Annotated in this window: 12 protein-coding genes; 3 read left to right on the top strand and 9 right to left on the bottom strand. The window is 67.2% G+C overall.

Features of this window, described 5'->3' with window-relative positions; genetic code table 11:
• Positions 1-14 precede the first annotated feature (14 nt).
• Positions 15-1,172 (bottom strand): multidrug efflux RND transporter periplasmic adaptor subunit MexA, encoded by a 1,158-nt coding sequence (gene mexA / locus SD196_RS02035; protein ID WP_275609818.1) that lies wholly within the window; start codon positions 1,170-1,172, stop codon positions 15-17.
• Positions 1,173-1,441: 269 nt separating this feature from the next.
• Between mexA and SD196_RS02030 the strand changes: the two genes are divergently transcribed.
• Positions 1,442-1,867 (top strand): MarR family winged helix-turn-helix transcriptional regulator, encoded by a 426-nt coding sequence (locus SD196_RS02030; protein WP_416311012.1) that lies wholly within the window; start codon positions 1,442-1,444, stop codon positions 1,865-1,867.
• A gap of 52 nt (positions 1,868-1,919) precedes the next feature.
• On the opposite strand, the gene SD196_RS02025 is transcribed toward SD196_RS02030, so the two are convergent.
• From SD196_RS02025 to SD196_RS02015, 3 genes are all read right to left on the bottom strand, one after another.
• Positions 1,920-2,495, bottom strand: coding sequence for a YceI family protein (locus tag SD196_RS02025; RefSeq protein ID WP_275609816.1), 576 nt, complete (start codon positions 2,493-2,495; stop codon positions 1,920-1,922).
• Between the two features lie 27 nt (positions 2,496-2,522).
• Positions 2,523-3,077: a cytochrome b gene (locus SD196_RS02020; protein ID WP_275609815.1), complete on the bottom strand. Its 555-nt coding sequence runs from the start codon at positions 3,075-3,077 to the stop codon at positions 2,523-2,525.
• Between the two features lie 177 nt (positions 3,078-3,254).
• Positions 3,255-4,742 (bottom strand): flavin monoamine oxidase family protein, encoded by a 1,488-nt coding sequence (locus tag SD196_RS02015; RefSeq protein ID WP_275609814.1) that lies wholly within the window; start codon positions 4,740-4,742, stop codon positions 3,255-3,257.
• 191 nt (positions 4,743-4,933) lie between these two features.
• Here SD196_RS02015 and SD196_RS02010 point away from each other — a divergent pair, with 191 nt between their 5' ends.
• Together SD196_RS02010 and SD196_RS02005 are read left to right on the top strand one after the other, a co-directional pair.
• The gene (locus SD196_RS02010) at positions 4,934-6,337 is read left to right on the top strand and encodes an adenosylmethionine--8-amino-7-oxononanoate transaminase (RefSeq protein WP_275609813.1); all 1,404 of its coding nucleotides are present in this window, start codon (positions 4,934-4,936) and stop codon (positions 6,335-6,337) included.
• A gap of 65 nt (positions 6,338-6,402) precedes the next feature.
• Positions 6,403-7,122, top strand: coding sequence for a 16S rRNA (uracil(1498)-N(3))-methyltransferase (locus tag SD196_RS02005; RefSeq protein WP_343578132.1), 720 nt, complete (start codon positions 6,403-6,405; stop codon positions 7,120-7,122).
• Between the two features lie 121 nt (positions 7,123-7,243).
• On the opposite strand, the gene SD196_RS02000 is transcribed toward SD196_RS02005, so the two are convergent.
• The 5 genes from SD196_RS02000 to SD196_RS01980 are packed head-to-tail and all read right to left on the bottom strand — an operon-like array spanning position 7,244 to position 18,755.
• Positions 7,244-7,858, bottom strand: coding sequence for a LysE family transporter (locus tag SD196_RS02000; RefSeq protein ID WP_275609811.1), 615 nt, complete (start codon positions 7,856-7,858; stop codon positions 7,244-7,246).
• A 41-nt stretch (positions 7,859-7,899) separates the two neighbouring features.
• Positions 7,900-8,400, bottom strand: coding sequence for a chemotaxis protein CheW (locus tag SD196_RS01995; RefSeq protein ID WP_343578131.1), 501 nt, complete (start codon positions 8,398-8,400; stop codon positions 7,900-7,902).
• 16 nt (positions 8,401-8,416) lie between these two features.
• Positions 8,417-9,448, bottom strand: coding sequence for a chemotaxis protein CheB (locus SD196_RS01990; RefSeq protein ID WP_343578130.1), 1,032 nt, complete (start codon positions 9,446-9,448; stop codon positions 8,417-8,419).
• Positions 9,441-17,867, bottom strand: coding sequence for an Hpt domain-containing protein (locus SD196_RS01985; RefSeq protein ID WP_416311011.1), 8,427 nt, complete (start codon positions 17,865-17,867; stop codon positions 9,441-9,443). The genes SD196_RS01990 and SD196_RS01985 overlap by 8 nt, the downstream gene beginning before the upstream one ends.
• Before the next feature lie 24 nt (positions 17,868-17,891).
• Positions 17,892-18,755 carry a CheR family methyltransferase gene (locus tag SD196_RS01980; protein ID WP_331315680.1) on the bottom strand — a complete coding sequence of 288 codons (864 nt, stop codon included), beginning with the start codon at positions 18,753-18,755 and terminating at the stop codon, positions 17,892-17,894.
• Positions 18,756-18,805 lie beyond the last annotated feature (50 nt).

The raw sequence follows: 18,805 nt of genomic DNA, 5'->3' as shown, positions 1-18,805 counted from the left end.
ACGAATCCCCTTGATTAACCCTGCTTGGCCGGCTGTGCGGCGGCGGGCTTGTCGGCGGCGCCGGCGGAGGGCGCCACGTTCTTCGCGGGTACGGCCTTGGCCTGGACGCCCGGCTGGACGTATTGCAGACCCTCGGTGATCAGGCGGTCGCCTGGCTTCAAGCCGTCGCTGACCAGCCAGTAGGCGCCCACGGTGCGCTCGGCCTTGAGGGTGCGCTGCTCGACCTTGTCGCCCTCACCCAGCACCAGCGCGGTGGCCTGGCCACGGAAATCGCGGGTCACGCCCTGCTGCGGAGCGAGGATGGCCTGCTTCTTCACGCCTTCCTGCAGCTGTGCGTGGACGAACATGCCCGGCAGCAGCTCCTTGTTCGGGTTGGGGAAGATCGCACGCACGGTGACCGAGCCGGTGCCCTGGTCGACCGACACTTCGGAGAACTCCAGCTTGCCCTCCAGCGGGTACTCCGAGCCGTCTTCCAGGTAGAGCTTGACCTTGGCGGCGTTGTCGCCGGCCTTCTCCAGCTGTCCGGCGGCCAGCTCGCGGCGCAGGCGGATCAGCGCGGTGGTGGGCTGGGTCACGTCGACGTAGATCGGGTCCAGCTGCTGCACGGTGGCCATCGCGGTGGCCTGGCCGTTCTGCACCAGCGCGCCCTCGGTCACCGAGGAGCGGCCGATGCGGCCGGAGATCGGCGAGTAGACCTTGGTGTAGCGCACGTTGATCTTGGCGTTGTCCACCGTGGCCTTGGCCTGCAGGTAGGCGGCCTGGGCGTCGGCGTACTGCTGCTTGCTCACCGCCTCGTCCTTCACCAGCTCCTTGTAGCGCTCAGCCTGCTGCTGGGTGGATACCAGGTTCGCCTGGGCACTCTGCAGGGTCGCTTCGTAGGTGGCCGGGTCGATCTGGTACAGCTGCTGGCCTTCCTTGACGTCACTGCCTTCCTTGAACAGGCGCTTGAGGATGATGCCGTTCACCTGCGGACGAACCTCGGCGATGCGATAGGCAGTCGTACGGCCGGGCAGCTCGGTGCTCAGGGTCACCTCCTGCGACTGCAGGGTCACCACCCCGACTTCGGGGATCGGGTGCTCCTGCGGAGCCGCGCTCTTGTCACAGCCGGCAAGGGTGGCCATGGCGACGAGCAGGGCCGGAACCAGGGCGCGCATGGCTGGCTTTCGTTGCATATCGTTGTCCTCGTGAGCAAAGCATCCGGGGTGGCGCTGGGCTTGCCGGTCCGGAAAAGCTGGCAAAAATACTTACATTCATTAGTGTCTGTAAACGTCCGAAAGCCCTGAGGGAAAACTACTGAAACGATTTAGCTATTGGCCGAATTCGCAGTAGGTTTCCCGCAGGGCGGACGCCTGACAGCATAAAGTTGATAACATCAACTAAAATAAGAAAAATGGTTGATCCAATCAACCGGATTTACATTCCTTTTACCGTGACCGCGCCGATGACCCATACCGTGAATCCCGAGCTGCCGCAGGCCCTGATGAAGGTCTTCGACCACCTGCGCGAAAGCATCCAGGACCAGCTGTACGCCGAAGGTATCGACCTCGCGCCGCCGGACATCCGCCTGCTCGAACTGATCGCCGCCGATGCCGGACAGAGCCTGGGCCGCAAGCTGTGCCGCGACAAGGCGCTGGTCACCCGCAAGATTCGCGAGATGGAAGCGCTCGGACTGGTCCGCCGCGAGCGCAACCCCGGCGACCAACGCAGCTTCCAGCTGTTCCTCACCGAGGCCGGACGGACCGTCGAGTCCCGCACCCAGGCCATCCTCGCACGCACCCATGACGCTCTGTTTGCGCCGCTGGACGATGCCCAGCAACAGTTGCTCACCCACTTGCTCCAGGAGTGCCTGCCAGGCCGCACGGAGTGAGGTGTACAAACGAAAACGCCGGCATTTGCCGGCGTTTTCGCACTGGAGCGTCTTACTGACGCACCCCTTCGACCGACAGGGTCAGCTCCACTTCCTGGGAAGCCGGGCCGAGGTCGCGCTGAATGTTGAAGTCCTTCAGCTTGAGGGTGGTGGTGCCGATGAAGCCGGCACGGTAGCCGCCCCAAGGGTCGTCGCCCTGGCCAACCAACTCGGCCTTGATGGTGACCGGCTTGGTCACGCCATTCAGGGTCAGGTTGCCGGTGATCTCGGCGTTCTTGCCATCGGCCTTCACGGCGGTGGACTCGAAGGTCGCGGTCGGGTTCTTCGAAACGTTGAGGAAGTCCGCGCTGCGCAGGTGCTTGTCACGCTCGGCGTGGTTGGAGTTCACGCTGTTGGTGTTGATGGTCACCTTGACCTTGTCGGCGGACGGGTTCTTCTCGTCGAAGGTGAAGGCACCGTCGAAGTCGTCGAAACGGCCATACAGCCAGCTGTAGCCCAGGTGCTTGATGCGGAACTCGATGAAGGCGTGCTGGCCTTCCTTGTCGATCTTGTAGTCCGCGGCCATGGCCTGGCCGGCGGAGAGCAGAGCGGTGCCCAGAGCCAGCGCGGCGAAGGTCTTCTTCAGCATTGAACAATCTCCCTGTGAGTGAGGTTTTTACTTCGCGGCGCGGCCGAGCATGCGTGTCAGCGTGGCGTCGCGATCGATGAAATGGTGTTTGAGGGCCGCCAGGGCGTGCAGCACGGCCAGCACCACCAGTGCCCAGGCCAGGTACAGGTGGATGACGCCCGCTACATCGGCCTGGTCGGGCAGCCCGCTGAGGGTGGCGGGCACGTCGAACCAGCCGAACACACTGATCGGCTTACCTTCGGCGGTGGAGATCAGGTAGCCGGCGATCATTGCGGTGAACAACAGGCCATACAGGCCGAGGTGGCCCAGCGTGGTCGCCAGCCGGGTGTTCCGGCCATGGCTGGCCGGGGCCGGCGGCGGCGGGCTGACGAAACGCCAGAGCACGCGCAGAACCAGCGCGATGAGCAGCAGGATGCCGATGCCTTTGTGGATTTCCGGAGCGCGGTGGTACCAGGTGTCGTAGTAGTCCAGCTCGCGCATCCACAGGCCCAGGCCGAACAGGCCGAAGACCACCAGCGCACTGCCCCAGTGCAGGAACAGGCTGACCAGTCCGTAGCGGGAGGGGGAATTACGCCATTGCATCGATCAACATCCTTGAAAAACGGAGGTTCAAGACTAACGGCAAATCCATCGAATAAAAGTGGAAAATCCTGCTTTGAAACATCGATTCACAAGATAGATCGTCGCTGAAACGGGCGTACCAGAGCCCCAGAACAACAATGCCGGCTTTCGCCGGCATTGTGTGTAGGACGCTTCCGATCAGAACGGCAGCCAGGACAGGATGCCCTTCTTCTCACCCTTGGCGGCCGGAGCCTCGCCAGCGGCCGGCTTGCTGTCGGCCACGGCCATCTTGCCTTCCAGCACCGGCGTCTTGCCGGCATACAGGTCGCGGACCTGGCTGGCGGCCCGCTTGCCGCTGCGCAGCGCGCCTTCCAGGGTGCCCGGGTAGAGGGCATCGGTGTGCTCGCCGGCGAAGGCCACGCGGGACACCGGGGTTTCCCAGACGCGCCAGAAGCGGCTGATCTGGCCCGGGCCATAGGCCAGGTAGGAGCCGCCGGTACCGACGTCGGTGCTGTAGCGGCGCATTTCATAGCCGTCGTACGCGCCGCGCATCTTCGGGTAGTACTTGTTCATGCGGATCAGCACCTGCTCCAGCACCTGGCGGTCGCCGAAGGCCTGCATCACGCGGGCGTTGTCGCCGGACAGGTTGATCAGCACGTTGGCGCCGCCCTTGGTGGCGGGCTCGACCCAGATCATGCCCAGGCCCTGATCGCTGAAGATTTCACCGGACAGGCGCGACTTGTCGTCCCACACCGGGCGCTTGAACTTCATCAGGATCTGGTCGCGCCAGCCGTAGTTGGTGCCCTTGAGCGCCGCCTGCTGCTTCTCGTTCAGGCTCGGGATCATGGTGATGTTGCCCAGCGCGCGCAGCGGCACGGCCAGCACCAGGTAATCGGCGCTATAGCCGGTGGGGCCGACCTTGACGGTCACGCCGTCCTTGTCCTGGCTGATCGAGGTGACCTTGGCGTTGGTCTTGATGGTCTTGAGCTGCTTGACGAAGCCCTGGGCCAGCACCTGGCTGCCACCCGGCAGACGCGCGGCACGCAGGTCGCGGTCGTCGACGTTGCGGTACACACGGCCCTGCTGGGCGAGGTACAGCAGCGACAGGCGCGACGGTTCGTCATAGCGCGAGCGGATGCGCTGGTTGACCAGCAGGCGAGCGGTCGGCGACAGGTTCAGCTTGTCCAGCCAGCGCGCGGCGTTCATCTGGTCCAGCGCGAACAGGGTCTTGCTCGACAGTGGGTTGAGCGGGTCCTCGATGGAGGCGGCCAGCTCGTCCAGGGACTTCTCGAAGCGCTCCAGATCAGCGGCGACGGCCGGCATCTTCTGCTTCAGGTCGCTGCTGGAGTAATACACGCCGTCGATCAGGTAGCTCGGCGTACGCACGAACTCGGGGGCCGGAACGGCCTTGATCTTCAGGGTATCCAGGTAGCCGTTGAGCGTCGGCTGCACCTTGGCATTGCCGATCCACTCGCTGGTGGCCAGGCCCGAACGACCACCCACCTGTGGCTTGGCCTCCAGCACGGTGACCTGCCAGCCGGCCTGTTGTAGCTCGTAGGCCGCCGACAGGCCCGCCAGTCCACCGCCGACCACGATGGCCGTCGGCTGTTTGTCCTTGCCCAGCGCCACCGCGCTGAACACCCCCAGAGCGAGCAACGCGGCAGCGCGCAGCCATCCCATTTTCATCGCCAAGCTTCCCCAATTGGTACAAAGGCGCGAAGCATACGTGAGCGCCCGGAAGCCGAATAGCTGTCTTGGTCGGCAACCTGCGGCATGTGTCGTAGGACCCGTCCTTGTTCATCTCAATCGCATTGCATAGGCTTGCCCGACCCTCTCAAGCCGCCAGTCAGACGACCAGCCAGATAAGGAGCAGCCCCATGGGCCTGAATGCCGAGTGGATGCAGCGTGATCTCCAGGTGCTGTGGCACCCCTGCACCCAGATGAAAGACCACGAACGCCTGCCGGTGATTCCGATCCGCCGCGGCGAAGGCATCTGGCTGGAGGACTTCGAAGGCAAGCGCTACCTGGATGCGGTCAGCTCCTGGTGGGTCAACGTCTTCGGCCACGCCAACCCGCGCATCAACCAGCGCATCAAGGACCAGGTGGACCAGCTGGAGCACGTGATCCTCGCCGGTTTCAGCCACCAGCCCGTGATCGAGCTGTCCGAGCGCCTGCTGCGTCTGGCCCCGGCGGGCCTGTCCCGGGTGTTCTACGCCGACAGCGGCTCGGCCGGCATCGAGGTGGCGCTGAAGATGAGCTACCACTACTGGCACAACCTCGGCCAGCCGGAGAAGAAACGCTTCATCACCCTGACCAACAGCTACCACGGCGAGACCGTGGCGGCGATGTCGGTGGGCGACGTGGCGCTGTTCACCGAGACCTACAAGTCGCTGCTGATGGACACCATCAAGGTGCCGACGCCCGACTGCTACCTGCGCCCGGAAGGCGTGAGCTGGGAAGAGCACTCGCGGACGATGTTCGCGGCGATGGAGCAGGCACTGGAGCAGCACCATAAGGAAGTCGCGGCGGTCATCGTCGAGCCCCTGGTGCAGGGCGCCGGCGGCATGCGCATGTACCACCCGGTCTACCTCAAGCTGCTCCGCGAAGCCTGCGACCGCTACGGCGTGCACCTGATCCACGACGAGATCGCCGTGGGCTTCGGCCGTACCGGGACGATGTTCGCCTGCGAGCAGGCCGGCATCACCCCGGACTTCCTGGTGCTGTCCAAGGCGCTGACCGGCGGCTACCTGGCAATGAGCGCCGTGCTCACCACCGAGAACGTCTACCAGGCGTTCTACGACGACTACGCTACCCTGCGCGCCTTCCTCCACTCGCACACCTACACCGGCAACCCGCTGGCCTGCGCCGCCGCCCTGGCGACCCTGGACATCTTCGAGCAGGACAACGTCATCGAGGCCAACAAGGCCCTGGCGGCGAAGATGGCCAGCGCCACCGCGCACCTGGCCGACCACCCGCATGTCTCGGAAATCCGCCAGACCGGCATGATCCTCGCCATCGAGATGGTCCAGGACAAGGCGACGAAAACCGCCTACCCCTGGCAGGAACGCCGCGGCCTCAAGGTCTTCCAGCACGGCCTGGAACGCGGTGCGCTGCTCCGTCCGCTGGGCAGCGTGGTGTACTTCCTGCCGCCGTACATCATCACCCCCGAACAGATCGACTTCCTCGCCGAAGTCGCCAGTGAAGGCATCGACATCGCCACCCGCGACAGCGTGAGCGTGGCGGTCAGCGAACGCTTCCCCGGGCATCGCGATCCGGGCTGATCGGCTACAAGCGGCAGGCCGAAAGCTTTAAGCTTGCCGCTTTCCCCTTCTGCACCGATACCGCCATGCGCCTCTCCCGCTTCTTCATCGACGCCTCGCTCTCCCTCGGCCAGCACGAGCTGCCCGAAGCCCAGGCCCACTACATCGGCCGCGTGCTGCGCCATTCGGCGGGCGACGCCGTGCAACTGTTCGACGGTTCCGGCCGCGAATACCTGGGCGAGCTGATCGAAGTCGGCAAGAAGACGGTGCGCGTGGAACTGCGTGAAGCATTCGACGGCCAGCCCGAATCGCCGCTGCGCGTGCACCTGGGCCAGGGCCTGTCCCGTGGCGAGCGCATGGACTGGGCGATCCAGAAGGCCACCGAGCTGGGCGCCAGCGAGATCACCCCGATCGTCAGCGAACGCTGCGAAGTGCGCCTGAAGGACGAACGCGCCGACAAGCGCATGGCCCATTGGCGCCAGGTGGCGATCAGCGCCTGCGAACAGTGCGGCCGCTCAGTGCTGCCGGTGCTCAATGCGCCGGTCACCCTGGCGGAGTGGCTGGAAAGCTGCGGGGCACAGCTCAAGCTGGTGCTGCACCCGGTGGCGGAGCCGCTGACCAGTCATGACACGCCGCAGAGCCTGGCTTTCCTGATCGGGCCGGAAGGTGGCTTGAGCGATGCAGAGGTGGAACAGGCGAAGTCGGCCGGATTCCATGCGGCGCGACTGGGGCCGCGCGTGCTGCGGACCGAGACCGCTCCGGTGGTTGCGCTGAGCGTGGCACAGCAGCTTTGGGGCGATTTCTAAACGCATCTGCGTTGGGCGGATTCGCGAGCAAGCTCGCTCCTACAGGCAGTCGGCTGGCACGGTGCGCTTTGGGTAGGAGCGAGATTGCTCGCGAACAGCCCCGGCACTGAGCCCCGGCGATTCAGATCCCCCGCAACGCCAACCCCGCCAACACCAGCAGAACCACCCCGCACAACCCATGGCTAACCCGGTGCCAGCGCGGCGAAGCATTGCGCCGCAGCCAGTCCACCAGTGCCGCGCAGAAGAAGCAGCAGAGCACCGAAGCCGTCATGAAACCGGCGAAGAACACCAGCGAGTCCTGCAGCGTCGGCACACCGTCCACCAGACCGGCCATCGCACCACCCAGCGCCCCCCAGTAGACGATGTTCTTCGGGTTCGACAGCGACAGCATGGCCCCGGAAGCGAAGGCGCCGGCGTTGTGCTCGCCAGTCTCGCCCTCCTCCACCACGCCCACGCGACGGGCGTCAGCCAGGCTCTGCACGCCCAGCCAGGCCAGATAGGCCGCGCTGGCCAGGGTCAGCGGCAGGCGCAGCGTCTCGTGGCCCAACAGCAGCGCCAGGCCGGTCAGCCCGATCAACGCCCACACCGCATCGCCGATCAGCGAGCCGAACTGCACCAGCAGCGCCGGACGGAATCCGCCCTTCAAGCCACGCCGCAGGGTTTCGGCCAGCACGGCGCCGGGCGACAGACAGAAGACAATGCCGAACAGCAGCGCGGCAAAGAACAGGGTCAGCATGGATCAGGCGCTCACTTGCAGGCGGATGTGGGGTGCGAGCGTCAGATCAGGCCGGAATCGGCCAGCATCTGCTCCAGCGCGATCAGGTCGGGAATGCGCGCCTGCTCGTCGCCCAGGTTCACCGCATCCAGCTCCAGCCGCGCCAGCGGCACATTGGCGCGCTGCAGGTCGGCGCCGACTTTCAGCGAACGCGGAATGCCCTGCACCAACAGGGCGAGGAACTTGACGTTGGCTCGCCCGCCAAGGGCGTTGAGCACGAGCACCCGGGCACCGGCGCTGACTTGCGCCTGGCCGCCGGACGCCGCCTCGAAGGACAGCAGCGGCAGGCGCAGGTCGCGCCAGGCCACCTGCCCCAGGTACCAGGACGGCAGGCCGTCCACCGGGTGCGGCGCGCGGTAGGTGATCAGTTCGGCCACCGCCACGTTGGGCAGCAGCAGGTTGCGGTCGGCCAGCGGCACCAGCAGGCCGGTCAGGCTGTCCGGCGCGGCGTTGGTCGCCACGGCGGGCTGGCCACCTTCCTTGACCACGGAAAGATCACTCATCGCACCACTCCAGCTATCACGTTAGTTCGGCCACGCATTGGGCGGCCAGATGGTTGACCAGCGTCGCCGCGAGCTCGCGCGGATCGCCCGAGAACGTGCTGTAGCCCCCTTCGCGCAGGCTGTCGGGCATGCTCGAACAGGCGCAACTGTCGGCACGCTGGGTCCAGATTTCCGCGCCCTGCCGGCGCACGTAGGCCGCCGCCGCGCTGCCATCGCTGCACATGCCGCTGAAGACGATCACGCCACAGCGATCACCGTACTGCTGGGCCAGGTTGAGCATCATCTGGTCGACGGACGGGCTGTAGGGCTCCGGCCAGGCACGATCGAGGACGCGCATCCGCGCTTCGCCGTCGAACCCCAGCTCCTGGCTGATCGGCACGACCACCACTTCGCCGCAACGCACCGGATCGCCGTCGCGCACGGTGTTCACATGCCACTGGCTGTGACGGCCGACTGCCTGCGGCAGGTTGGCCTCGAACGCCGGATCAATGTGCTGGGCATAGAGAAAACCGACTGGCAGGGCGCCGGGCAGCGCATCGAGGAAGGCCTTCACCGCCGCCGGGCCGCCCATCGACGCCGCCAGCAGCCAGACCTGCGCGGCCGGCTCGCCGGCTTTCAACGGCGATGCGGCGAGGTCATCGGGCAGCGCCACGCGGCTGGGCCGCTGCGCTTCATCGAGCAGCGCCGCGAGACTGCGGCCAACACCGGCGCTGGGGTCGCCCACCAGCTTGCGTAGCTTGGAGACCAGGCGCCGTTCCCAGCGCGGGTAATGTTCGGAATGCCGCTCCGGCGCGTGCCCCTCGCCGAACAGCACGGGTATCCGCGACTGCTCCAGCAGGTTGTCCACCAGGGGCGAATCTTCCTGCTGGGCCAGGTCCACCAGCCACAGGTCGGTCTCGCAGGCGTCCAGTTGCCCGCCGTCCAGGCGCGCCGGGTCGGCGTTGAGCACCACCTGGTAGCCGTGGCCGGCAAGCGCCTGCGCCAGCACGTGGCGTTGCAGGGAGGTATCGGCGATGACCGCGATACGCGGCGTGCTCTGCTCAGACATGGGACTTCACCAGGCTCAGGATGCTCTCCAGCAGTTCAGTTTCCTGGTACGGCTTGCCCAGGTACTGGTTGACGCCGATGGCCAGGGCACGATCGCGGTGCTTCTCGCCGGTCCGAGAGGTGATCATGATGATCGGCAGGTCCTTGAGTTGCTCGTCGTGGCGCACCAGGGTCGCCACCTCGAAGCCGTCCATGCGCGGCATCTCGATGTCCAGCAGCATGATGTCGGGCTTGTGATCCTGCAGCTGGGCGATGGCGTCGACCCCGTCCTTGGCAGTCAGCACGTTCATGCCGTTGCGTTCCAGCAGGCGGCTGGTGACCTTGCGCACGGTGACCGAGTCGTCCACCACCATGACCAGGGTCGGGCGCTGGTGTTCGACTTCCGCCGCCGCAGGGCCTGCCAGCTGGCGGCGCGGCTGGGCTTGCAGCGCGTGGGCATGGCGCACGCGGATAGTCGCCAGCAGGTCGAGAATCACCACCACGCGGCCGTCACCGAGGATGGTCGCGCCGGAGATGCCGGCGACCCCGGCGAACTGCGCGCCGAGGCCCTTCACCACGATTTCGCGGGAGCCCGCCAGGGCATCGACCTGCACCGCCACGGCGTGGTCCGCCGAGCGCACCAGGATCACCGGCAGCGGCAGCGACTGGCCCACCAGTTTCGGGTGCTGGCCGTTGTTGAGCAGGTCGCCCAGGTACTTCAGTTCGTAGTCCTGGCCTGCGTATTCGAAGCGCGGCGCAGCGCTGCCCTCGGCCGCGGCCTGCTCGTAGAGCGCCTCCAGCTCGTAGGGGGAAACCCGCACGATACCTTCGATGGTGTTCAGCGGCAGGGCGTACAGGTCCTCGCCGGAGAGCACCATCAGCGCGCGGTTCACCGACACGGTGAACGGCAGGCGGATGTTGAAGTGCGTGCCCTCGCCCAGCGTCGAGTGGATGCTGATGGAGCCGCCCAGTTGTTTCACTTCGGAGGCGGCCACGTCCATGCCGACGCCGCGGCCGGAGATCTGCGTGATCTTCTCGGCGGTACTGAAGCCGGCTTCGAGGATGAACTGCAGCACCTCGTGGTCGGTCAGGTCGCTGTCCTCGGTCATCAGGCCGCGCTCGATGGCCTTGCGCCGCACCGCGTCGAGGCGAATGCCGCCGCCGTCGTCGCCCAGGGTCAGGAGGATGTCGCCGCCCTCGCGGCCCAGGGTCAGGCGGATGGTTCCGGTTTCCGGCTTGCCGGCCAGGCGGCGCGCCTCGCCGGACTCGATGCCATGGTCCACCGCGTTGCGCAGCATGTGCTCCAGCGGCGCGACGATGCGTTCGAGCACAGTACGGTCCATTTCGCCTTCGGCGTTGCTGACCACGAACTCGACCTGCTTGCCCAGCTCGTTCGCCACCTGGCGGACGATGCGGCGCAGGCGCGGCACCAGGCGGTCGAACGGCACCATGCGGGTGCGCATCAGGCCTTCCTGCAGCTCGGTGTTGACCCGCGCCTGTTGCAGCAGCAGGGTCTCGGCGTCGCGGTTCTTCGCGGCCAGGGTTTCCTTCAGGTCGAACAAGTCGGAGGCGGACTCGAACAGCGCGCGCGAGAGCTGCTGCAGCTGCGAGTAGCGGTCCATCTCCAGCGGGTCGAAGTCTTCGTAGCCGGCGCGCTCGGCATCGGCCTGGTGGCGCGAGAGGATCTGCGCCTGGGTTTCGGTATCGAGGCGGCGCAGCTGGTCGCGCACACGCTCGATGGTGGCTTCCATTTCCGTCAGGGTCGAACCGACGTCGCTCACCTGCTGCTCGACGCGGCCGCGGAAGATGGAGGTCTCACCGGCGAGGTTGACCAGGCCTTCCAGCAGCTGCGCGGGGACTTTCACCAGTTCCTGCGGCGCACGGCGGGCGGTCGCTTCCTGGGCAGCCTCCTGGGCGCGGCGGACGAACGGCAACACCACCGGCGCCTCGACGCGCTGCGGCACGGTGGCGGCCATGATGGCTTCGGGCAGTACGCTCGGCAGCGACGGCGGAGTCGGCACTTCGGTCGGCAGCGGCGCCGGCTCGGGAGCGGTCGCCTCGGTTTCGCCCAGGTGTTGGCGCAACTGGTCGACTTCGGCCTGCAGCCCTTCGAAGCCGGACTGCACGTCCAACAGCAGGCTGTCCGGCCAGGGCGCGCCCTGCTGCTGGGCCTCGGACAGATGCTGTTCAAGGTCGTGGGCCAGGTCGCCCAGGCCGCTCTGGCCGGCCAGGCGCGCACCGCCCTTGAGGGTGTGGAGGATGCGCAGCAGCTCGTCCAGTGCACCGTTTTCGCGCTCGGCGTCCCAGCGACCCAGGGCCTGTTCCATGGCATCGAGGAGGTCGTCGGCCTCTTCGAGGAAGATATCGAGGATGTCCGCTTCCGGACCTTCCGGCAGGGCCGGCTCGGCGCTCAGTGCTTGCAGGCTGACGCTACTGGGGATGCTCAGTTGCTCGTCGGGGCTTGCGCGAAATCGGTGGATCGCCTCGATCAACGAGTCGCCCTCCGGAATCAGGCGGTGCCCCTGGACGGCTTCGAGCATCTCGGCGAGACGGTCGTGACAGCGCTGCAGCAGCTCAAAGAGCGTGGGACTGGCCCGCAGGCGCCCGCCGCACAGGCCTTCGTAGAGGAATTCCAGTTCGTGGGCGAGGTCGCCGATGGGGCGGATCTCGGCCATCCGCGCGCCGCCCTTGAGGGTATGCAGATCCCGCTGCAAAGCCTCCAGTTCGACGCTGTTGTCGACGTTTTCCATCCAACGCTGCAAGGCGCCGGAGGAGCTTTCAAGGATATCGAAACCTTCCTCGAGGAAGATTTCCACCAGCTCCTGGTCGTGTTCGTCGTCCAGCTCGTAGCCGGCGGCGGCGACCGGTTCCGGCGCGCTGTCCTGCGGCGTTTCGGCGATATCCGCCTCGGCCTTGTCGAGGAAGGACTGCAGGTCGACCTCCGGCAGCGTCGCCGGGGTTTCCTCGGCTTCGGCGGCGAGTTCAGGCTCGGCGGGAAGCTCCAGTTCGATCTCCTGCTCCTGCTGCGCTTCGGCGTCCACCTCGAGCGGTGCCTGGGCCAGCGAGGCGCTCAAGCCGGCGGCGGGGTTCTGCCGAAAGGTGCGGATGGTCTGCACCAGATCGGCCGGGTCGGTCAGCGCCTGCCCGGCCTGCAGTTGGTCGAGCTGGGTCGCCAGACGGTCGTGGCAGGTGCGCAGCAGGCCGCCCAGCGCCGGGCTGTGCTGGAAGCGATGGTCCAGCAGCCCTTCGTAGAGCGATTCGAGTTCGTGGGACAGGTCGCCGATCTCGCGGATCTCGGCCATGCGCGCGCCACCCTTGAGGGTGTGCAGGTCGCGCTGCAGGCTGGACAGGGCCGCCAGGGCCTCGGGCGACTGCAGCCACTTCTCCAGGGCCTGGCCGGCGTTATCCAGGATATCCACCGCCTCTTCGAGGAAGATCGCGACCATCTCCTCGTCCAGCGCTTGCGGCGGAGGCTGCGGCGCGGCGTACGGACGCGGGTCGGCGGCGGTGATGACTTCGTCGTCATCGGCAGGCTGCGCCTGCTCGGTGCTGTCGTTGCGCGGCGGCCAGGTCAGGCCGTCCGGCAGGTCTTCCTCGGCCACCGGGCGGGTGTCGAGGAGGAACTCTTCGTCCTCCGCCGGGAAGTCATCAGCAGTCAGGCTCTCCAGGTCGACGAAGTCCTGCTCCGGCTCAGCCAGCGATTCCAGCAAGCGACGCAGGGCCTCGACCTGTTCCGGGCGGGCGCTGACCTGCAGGGCCGCGGCCACCTGGTCCATCATGCCGATCAAGGCTTCGTGGGCCTCCTCGGCAGCACTGAAGAAGGCATCGCCGACATCCAGGCGACCCTGCTGTACCGCGCCATAGACCGCCAGCAGCGCATCGGCCAGTTCGGCCATCTGCGGCAGCTCGGCCATCTGCGCGCCGCGGCTGAGGGTTTCCAGTTCGTCGTGCAGGGCGCCCAGTTCCTGGCGCTCCTGCGGGTGTTCGCGCCAGCGCCGCAGCAGGTCCTCGGCGTCCAGCAGGATGTCCATGCCCTCGGCGAGGAACATACCGATCAGCTTCGGATCGCTGCCCTCGCCGCTTTCGCCACGGCGCTTGGCCTCGGCGGCCTCCAGGCGTTCCTGGTGGACCTGGGCGATGCGCGCCAGCAGTTCGGCGCTGCCGTCGATGGGCGCCAGCGGGCGGCCTTCCAGCAGCTGGTCCAGGCCGACCCGGAACAGACGCTCGGCGCCGTGCAGCAGTTCAGCCTCGCGCAGGTCGATCTGCAGCAGGTTGGTCTTGAACTCTTTCATCAGCCGCTCGAGCGGCGTGGCGATTTCGGCGATCGGCAGGATGCCGGCCATGTGCGCGCTGCCCTTGAGGGTATGCAGGGCGCGCTGCAGGTCGTCGGTCACCGGCTGCGGCAGCTGCTGCGCGCAATCGGCGAGGAAACCGACCAGGGTCTCCAGATGGGTTTCCGCCTCGTTGCGGAAGATTTCCAGCAGTTGCGGGTCGAGGCTTTCACCTTCGACTTCCGCGCTGCTCGATGCGGCGGACGCGCTCGCCTCCTCGATGGCGGCCTCGGCAGCAGCGTCCGGCTGCGGCTGTCCACCGCCGGGCGGAGGGACCGGCTGCCCCTTGGCCAGGGCATGCGCGGTGGCGGCCAGGCGGTCGACATCGTCGCGCTGGCGCTGGGCGTTGGCGGCGAACTCCTCGACCAGTTCCGGCATCAGTGCAACCACGTCCTGCACCACCTGCTGCACGGCCGGGGTGGTGGAGATGCTGCGGTCGAGCACACGGTTGAGCAGGTTTTCGATGGACCAGGCCAGCTCGCCGATCACCAGCGCGCGGACCATGCGGCCACTGCCCTTGAGGGTGTGGAAGGCGCGGCGGACCTCGGTCAGCGCATCGCGCTCGTCGCCGTTCGCCAGCCAGGCAGGCAGGTGCTCGCCGATGGTTTCCAGCACCTCGCCGGCTTCTTCGATGAAGACCTCGCGCAGCTCCTCGTCCATCGGCTCTTCGTCGGCCGGTGGCGGCAGCAGGCTGGGCGGCACGTCCTGCGCCGGCGGGTTGATGGCCTGGGTGGGTGCGGCCATCACTTCGGCGAGGGACATGGGCTTCGCCACCGGCTCGGCGACCGGCTCCAGCACGGGCGGAGGGCTCGGCAGCTCGACTTCCGGCAGGTCGAGGTCGGCGATATCCAGTTCGTTCCAGTCTTTCACCGGCGCGAGCGGCTCGCTGCTGTCAGCGGCCAGGGCATCCAGCTCCAGCGGCGCATCCAGGCTGAAGTCGATGCCGTCGGCCAGGGCGGGCGTCTCGGGCAGCTCGCCGAGGGTCCAGTTGTCATCGCTGACCAGCGGCTGTTCGGCGGTGGGCAGTTCGACATCCCAGCTCAGCTCATCCGCCGAGGCAATCGGCGCGGCCGGGGTCGGCTCGAGGGCGGCAGGGAGCTCGTCCAGTGCCAGCGGCGCATCCAGGCTGAAGTCGACGCCTTCGGCCAGGGCGGGTGTCTCGGACAGCTCGCCAAGGGTCCAGTTGTCATCGCTGACCAGCGGCTGCTCGGTGGTCGGCAGCTCGACATCCCAGCTCAGTTCGTTCGCCGGGGCGGCGGAGGCGGTCGGAACCGACTCCAGGGTGCCCGGGAGTTCGTCCAGGGTCAGCGGCGCATCCAGACTCAGGTCCACGCCCTCGCCGACGGCGGGAGTCTCGGACAGCTCGCCGAGGGTCCAGTTGTCGTCGCTCACCAGCGGCTGTTCGGCGGCCGGCAACTCAACAACATCCCAGCTCAGCTCGTCCGCCAGGGTGGTCGGCTCGACCGGGGTCGGCTCGGTGGCGCCCGGGAGTTCGTCCAGGGTCAGCGGCGCATCCAGACTCAGGTCGACGCCTTCGGCCAGGGCGGGCGTCTCGGACAGCTCGCCGAGGGTCCAGTTGTCGTCGCTCACCAGCGGCTGTTCGGCGGCCGGCAGCTCGACGACATCCCAGCTCAGCTCGTCCGCCGAGACGATCGGCGCGGCCGGGGCCGGCTCGATGGCGCCGAAGCTCTCATCCAGCGCCAACGGTGCCATGGCATCCGCAGACGGCTGGCTCGGGTCACTGCTCAGCCAGTCCTCTTCGACGGCGAGCGTGCTATCGCCAACAGGCTCAAGCGAACCGCTCGCCTCGTCGGTCCTGGCCGGCGCTTCGCTCAGCTCGGGCTGGGCGGGAAGCTCGTTGGGCTCGGCGCTCAGGTCGAGCGACTCCCAGAGGTTATCTTCCGAGGCCACGGGTTCGACGATGTTGTCCAGCTCCCAGGCCGGTTCGCCCAGCTCCGGAGCCGGGGCATCCAGCGCCAGGGGCTCCAGCGGGGCATCCGCAGCAAGGTCGACTGGCGCGGCAGCCGGCTCATCCAGCAGGCTTTGGCCCCAGTTCAGCGCCTCGGGCGCCTCCTGGCTGGCCTCCGGCGCGGCGTCTGGTTCGTCCAGCACCCCTGCGCCCAGATCGGCCACTGGCTCGGTATCGAGTTGCGGTGGTTCGAACGTCGGCGCTTCGACCTGGAGATCGTCGAGGGTCAGTTCCTCCGTCGGTGCCAGGGTGCTGAAATCGTCTACCGTGGCGTCGGGTAGTTCTTCCACCGGCTCACCCAGCGCCGCCAGCGGGGCGCTCGGCGCCTCCGGCAGCTCCGGCTCGGCGGCAAGGTCGGCGGCCAGGGCCGCGCTGGCGAGCACATCGATTTCATCCAGCGGATTGTCCAGCGGTGCCGGAGCCGGCGGCTCGACGGCATCGAGGATCGACGGGCGCGGCTTGAGGGAGTAGCCCAGGCTTTCCAGGCTTTCCTCGGCCACGTCGAGAATCAGGTCGCCCTGGGTGCCCTGGTCCTCGGACAGGCGCTCCAGGTAGTACTCGACGCTGGTCATGGCGTCGGCGAGGGTGTCGAGGCTGTGCCAGTCCGGCACGGCCTGGCGCACCAGCAGTTGTTCCTGGATGTAGCGATTGCAGGATTCCAGCAGTTTCGCCGCACGTTCCTGGGAGATCATCGCCAGGCCGCCGCGCACTTGCGTCAGCAGCTCCGGCACGCGGGCCAGGTGCTGGTGGTTCCATTGCGAGGCGATGAACTCGATGATCGCGTCCTTGGCCAGCTCCAGGCCATTGCGCGCTTCCTTGATCACCACCTGGTGGATCTGCTCGACATCGGTGGTCGGCAGGCGGCTTTCCTCGCTGCCCGGCTGCTCGCTCGGGCCGACCATGCCGGCCAGGGTCGCTTCCACGTAGAGCAGCGCGCCGGCCACGTCCATCAGCGTCGCATCGTCCGGCTTGCGCTGGCCGCGCGCCAGGGCGCCGACCACATCGATCTGGTCGAGGATGACCTTGCGCGGCTGGCCGAAGCCCAGCACCGCGAGGGTGTCGGCGATCTGCTTGAGCGGCGCCAGCAGGCTTTCCAGCTCGCCCACCACGCTGCGGTCGCTGCGCACGAAGAGGTCGAGGCTGTCCTTGACCCGTACCAACTCCTCGCACAATGCGCCCACCACCGAACGCATGGCGTCGCGGTCGGGGCCGGCCAGGCGGGCACGCTCCTCGTCGACCACTGCCGCACCGGGCAGGGCGTCATCCAGGCGGTACTCGTCCTTCACCGCACGCACGCGCGGCGACTGGTCGGAGGCCTTGGCCACGTAGAACAGCAGGTTCTTGATCAGTTCATCCGGCGCCGGCTGGTTCATCGCGTCGGCGCCCTGCTCGACCAGGCGCTTGAACTCGCGGTCCACCTGGCGCAGCAGGTTGCGCATGGAGGTGCCGTTGGCGATGCTGCCATTGGCCAGGCCTTCGACGATCGCCGAGGCGATCACCCACAGGCGGCCCAGCGGCGCGTCCTTGCACAGGGACTCCAGGCGGGCGAAAACGCGCGCCATGTAGCCCAGGTTGGTCGGCAGGTCCTGGTTGCGAATGACGCCTACCAGGGCGACCTGCAGCATCTGCCGCAGCTTGCGCAGCAGCGTGGTGAACTCGGCGGTACGCAGCCGCGCCAGGGCGTCCACCGGCAGCGCCGCGGCGCCGCGGGAGAGGTCGGGGGCGAACAGGCTGGTTTCCGACAGCAGCTTCTCGCCACGGGCGGTGCGCAGGTCGTTGAGCAGCGGCAGCACGACCATCGGCAGGTCGCGGCGGGCGCTCTGGATGCGATCCAGGTACACCGGTAGTTGCAGGATCGCCTGCATCAGCACTTCCAGGGCCTCGCCCTGGCTGGTGACGCGCTGGTCGATCAGCGCCTGGGTCAGGTGCTCCATCTCTTCGGCGAGCAGTGCCGCGCCGTAGAACTCCACCATCTGCAGGGTGCCCCGCACCTGGTGGATATAGGCCAGGCAAAAGCCCATCCGCGTCGGGTCCTGGGGATTCTCGACGTAGGATTCGAGCGCCTGCCGCGCCTGCTTGAGCGTTTCGGCAATCTCGCCTTTTACCCATTCCAGGGCGACATAATCGTGCCGATCACCCATAGCCACTCCACTCATGTGTCTGTGTCATCCCTTCCGGGTAAAGGCCAGAACGCGCTCGTCGGCGACCGGTTCGAGGGCCGGATGGTGCCAATCCACCACCTCGCCGACTCCGACCACCAACAGTCCCCCCGGCGCCAGCCGCTCGGCCAGGCGATTGAGGATTTCCCGCCGCCGCCAGCGGCGGAAGTAGATCAGCAGGTTCTGGCAGAAGATCACATCCATGCCGGACATTGGCGCCTGGGCCAGTTCCAGCACATTCAGCCGGGCGCAGCAGACGCGCTCGACCAGATTCGGTACCACCTGATAACGCCCGTCGTCCCGTACGCTGAAAAAGCGCCCGGTCAACGCCGCATCGATCTCATCCAGCTTACGTGCCGCGTACACCGCCTCGCGCGCCTTGCTCAGGGCATTGAGGCTGATGTCGGTCCCGGTCACGCCGAACAACGGCGCGCGCCCGGCGGCCTCCAGGACCTGCGTGGCGACCATGGCGAGGGAGTATGGCTCCTCGCCGCTGGAACAGCCCACACTCCACAAGGCCAGCGGCCGGCCCTGGCCGACCTCTTCGAGACGCTGGCGCAGGTAGCGCTCGAGCAACTCGAAGGAGGGCTTGTGGCGAAAGAATCGGGTTTCCTGAACGGTGAGACGGTCCAGCAGGTTCGACCATTCCACGGCGCCACGCGGGCCGTCGGTGACCTGCCGGTAGTAGCTGCCGTAGTCGCTGATGCCCAGTTCGCGCATGCGGGCGCCCAGGCTGGTCTGCAGGAAGGCGCGGCGTTGCTCGTTGACGACAACGCCGGTGCGGTCTTCCAACAGTGCCTGCCAGTCGCGGAATTCCGCGGCCGACATGTCGGCCAACGGCTGCAACGACCAGACGCCACTTGCCTGCATGTCGCGCCCCTCGCTCAAGACTATCGTGCGCTACCGCCCGGGCAGCGCAC

The sequence above is a fragment of the Pseudomonas macauensis genome (genome assembly GCF_047902425.1).
Classification (GTDB): domain Bacteria; phylum Pseudomonadota; class Gammaproteobacteria; order Pseudomonadales; family Pseudomonadaceae; genus Pseudomonas.
The sequence above is the reverse complement of the archived record's forward strand: the minus strand, read 5'-3'. Positions and strand labels throughout refer to the sequence as shown.

Bases quoted from the DNA above. Each gene is read 5' to 3' on its own strand.
- mexA (WP_275609818.1), bottom strand. From the start codon at position 1,172: ATGCAACGAAAGCCAGCCATGCGCGCCCTGGTTCCGGCCCTGCTCGTC.
- SD196_RS02030 (WP_416311012.1), top strand. From the start codon at position 1,442: ATGACCCATACCGTGAATCCCGAGCTGCCGCAGGCCCTGATGAAGGTC.
- SD196_RS02025 (WP_275609816.1), bottom strand. From the start codon at position 2,495: ATGCTGAAGAAGACCTTCGCCGCGCTGGCTCTGGGCACCGCTCTGCTC.
- SD196_RS02020 (WP_275609815.1), bottom strand. From the start codon at position 3,077: ATGCAATGGCGTAATTCCCCCTCCCGCTACGGACTGGTCAGCCTGTTC.
- SD196_RS02015 (WP_275609814.1), bottom strand. From the start codon at position 4,742: ATGAAAATGGGATGGCTGCGCGCTGCCGCGTTGCTCGCTCTGGGGGTG.
- SD196_RS02010 (WP_275609813.1), top strand. From the start codon at position 4,934: ATGGGCCTGAATGCCGAGTGGATGCAGCGTGATCTCCAGGTGCTGTGG.
- SD196_RS02005 (WP_343578132.1), top strand. From the start codon at position 6,403: ATGCGCCTCTCCCGCTTCTTCATCGACGCCTCGCTCTCCCTCGGCCAG.
- SD196_RS02000 (WP_275609811.1), bottom strand. From the start codon at position 7,858: ATGCTGACCCTGTTCTTTGCCGCGCTGCTGTTCGGCATTGTCTTCTGT.
- SD196_RS01995 (WP_343578131.1), bottom strand. From the start codon at position 8,400: ATGAGTGATCTTTCCGTGGTCAAGGAAGGTGGCCAGCCCGCCGTGGCG.
- SD196_RS01990 (WP_343578130.1), bottom strand. From the start codon at position 9,448: ATGTCTGAGCAGAGCACGCCGCGTATCGCGGTCATCGCCGATACCTCC.
- SD196_RS01985 (WP_416311011.1), bottom strand. From the start codon at position 17,867: ATGGGTGATCGGCACGATTATGTCGCCCTGGAATGGGTAAAAGGCGAG.
- SD196_RS01980 (WP_331315680.1), bottom strand. From the start codon at position 18,755: ATGCAGGCAAGTGGCGTCTGGTCGTTGCAGCCGTTGGCCGACATGTCG.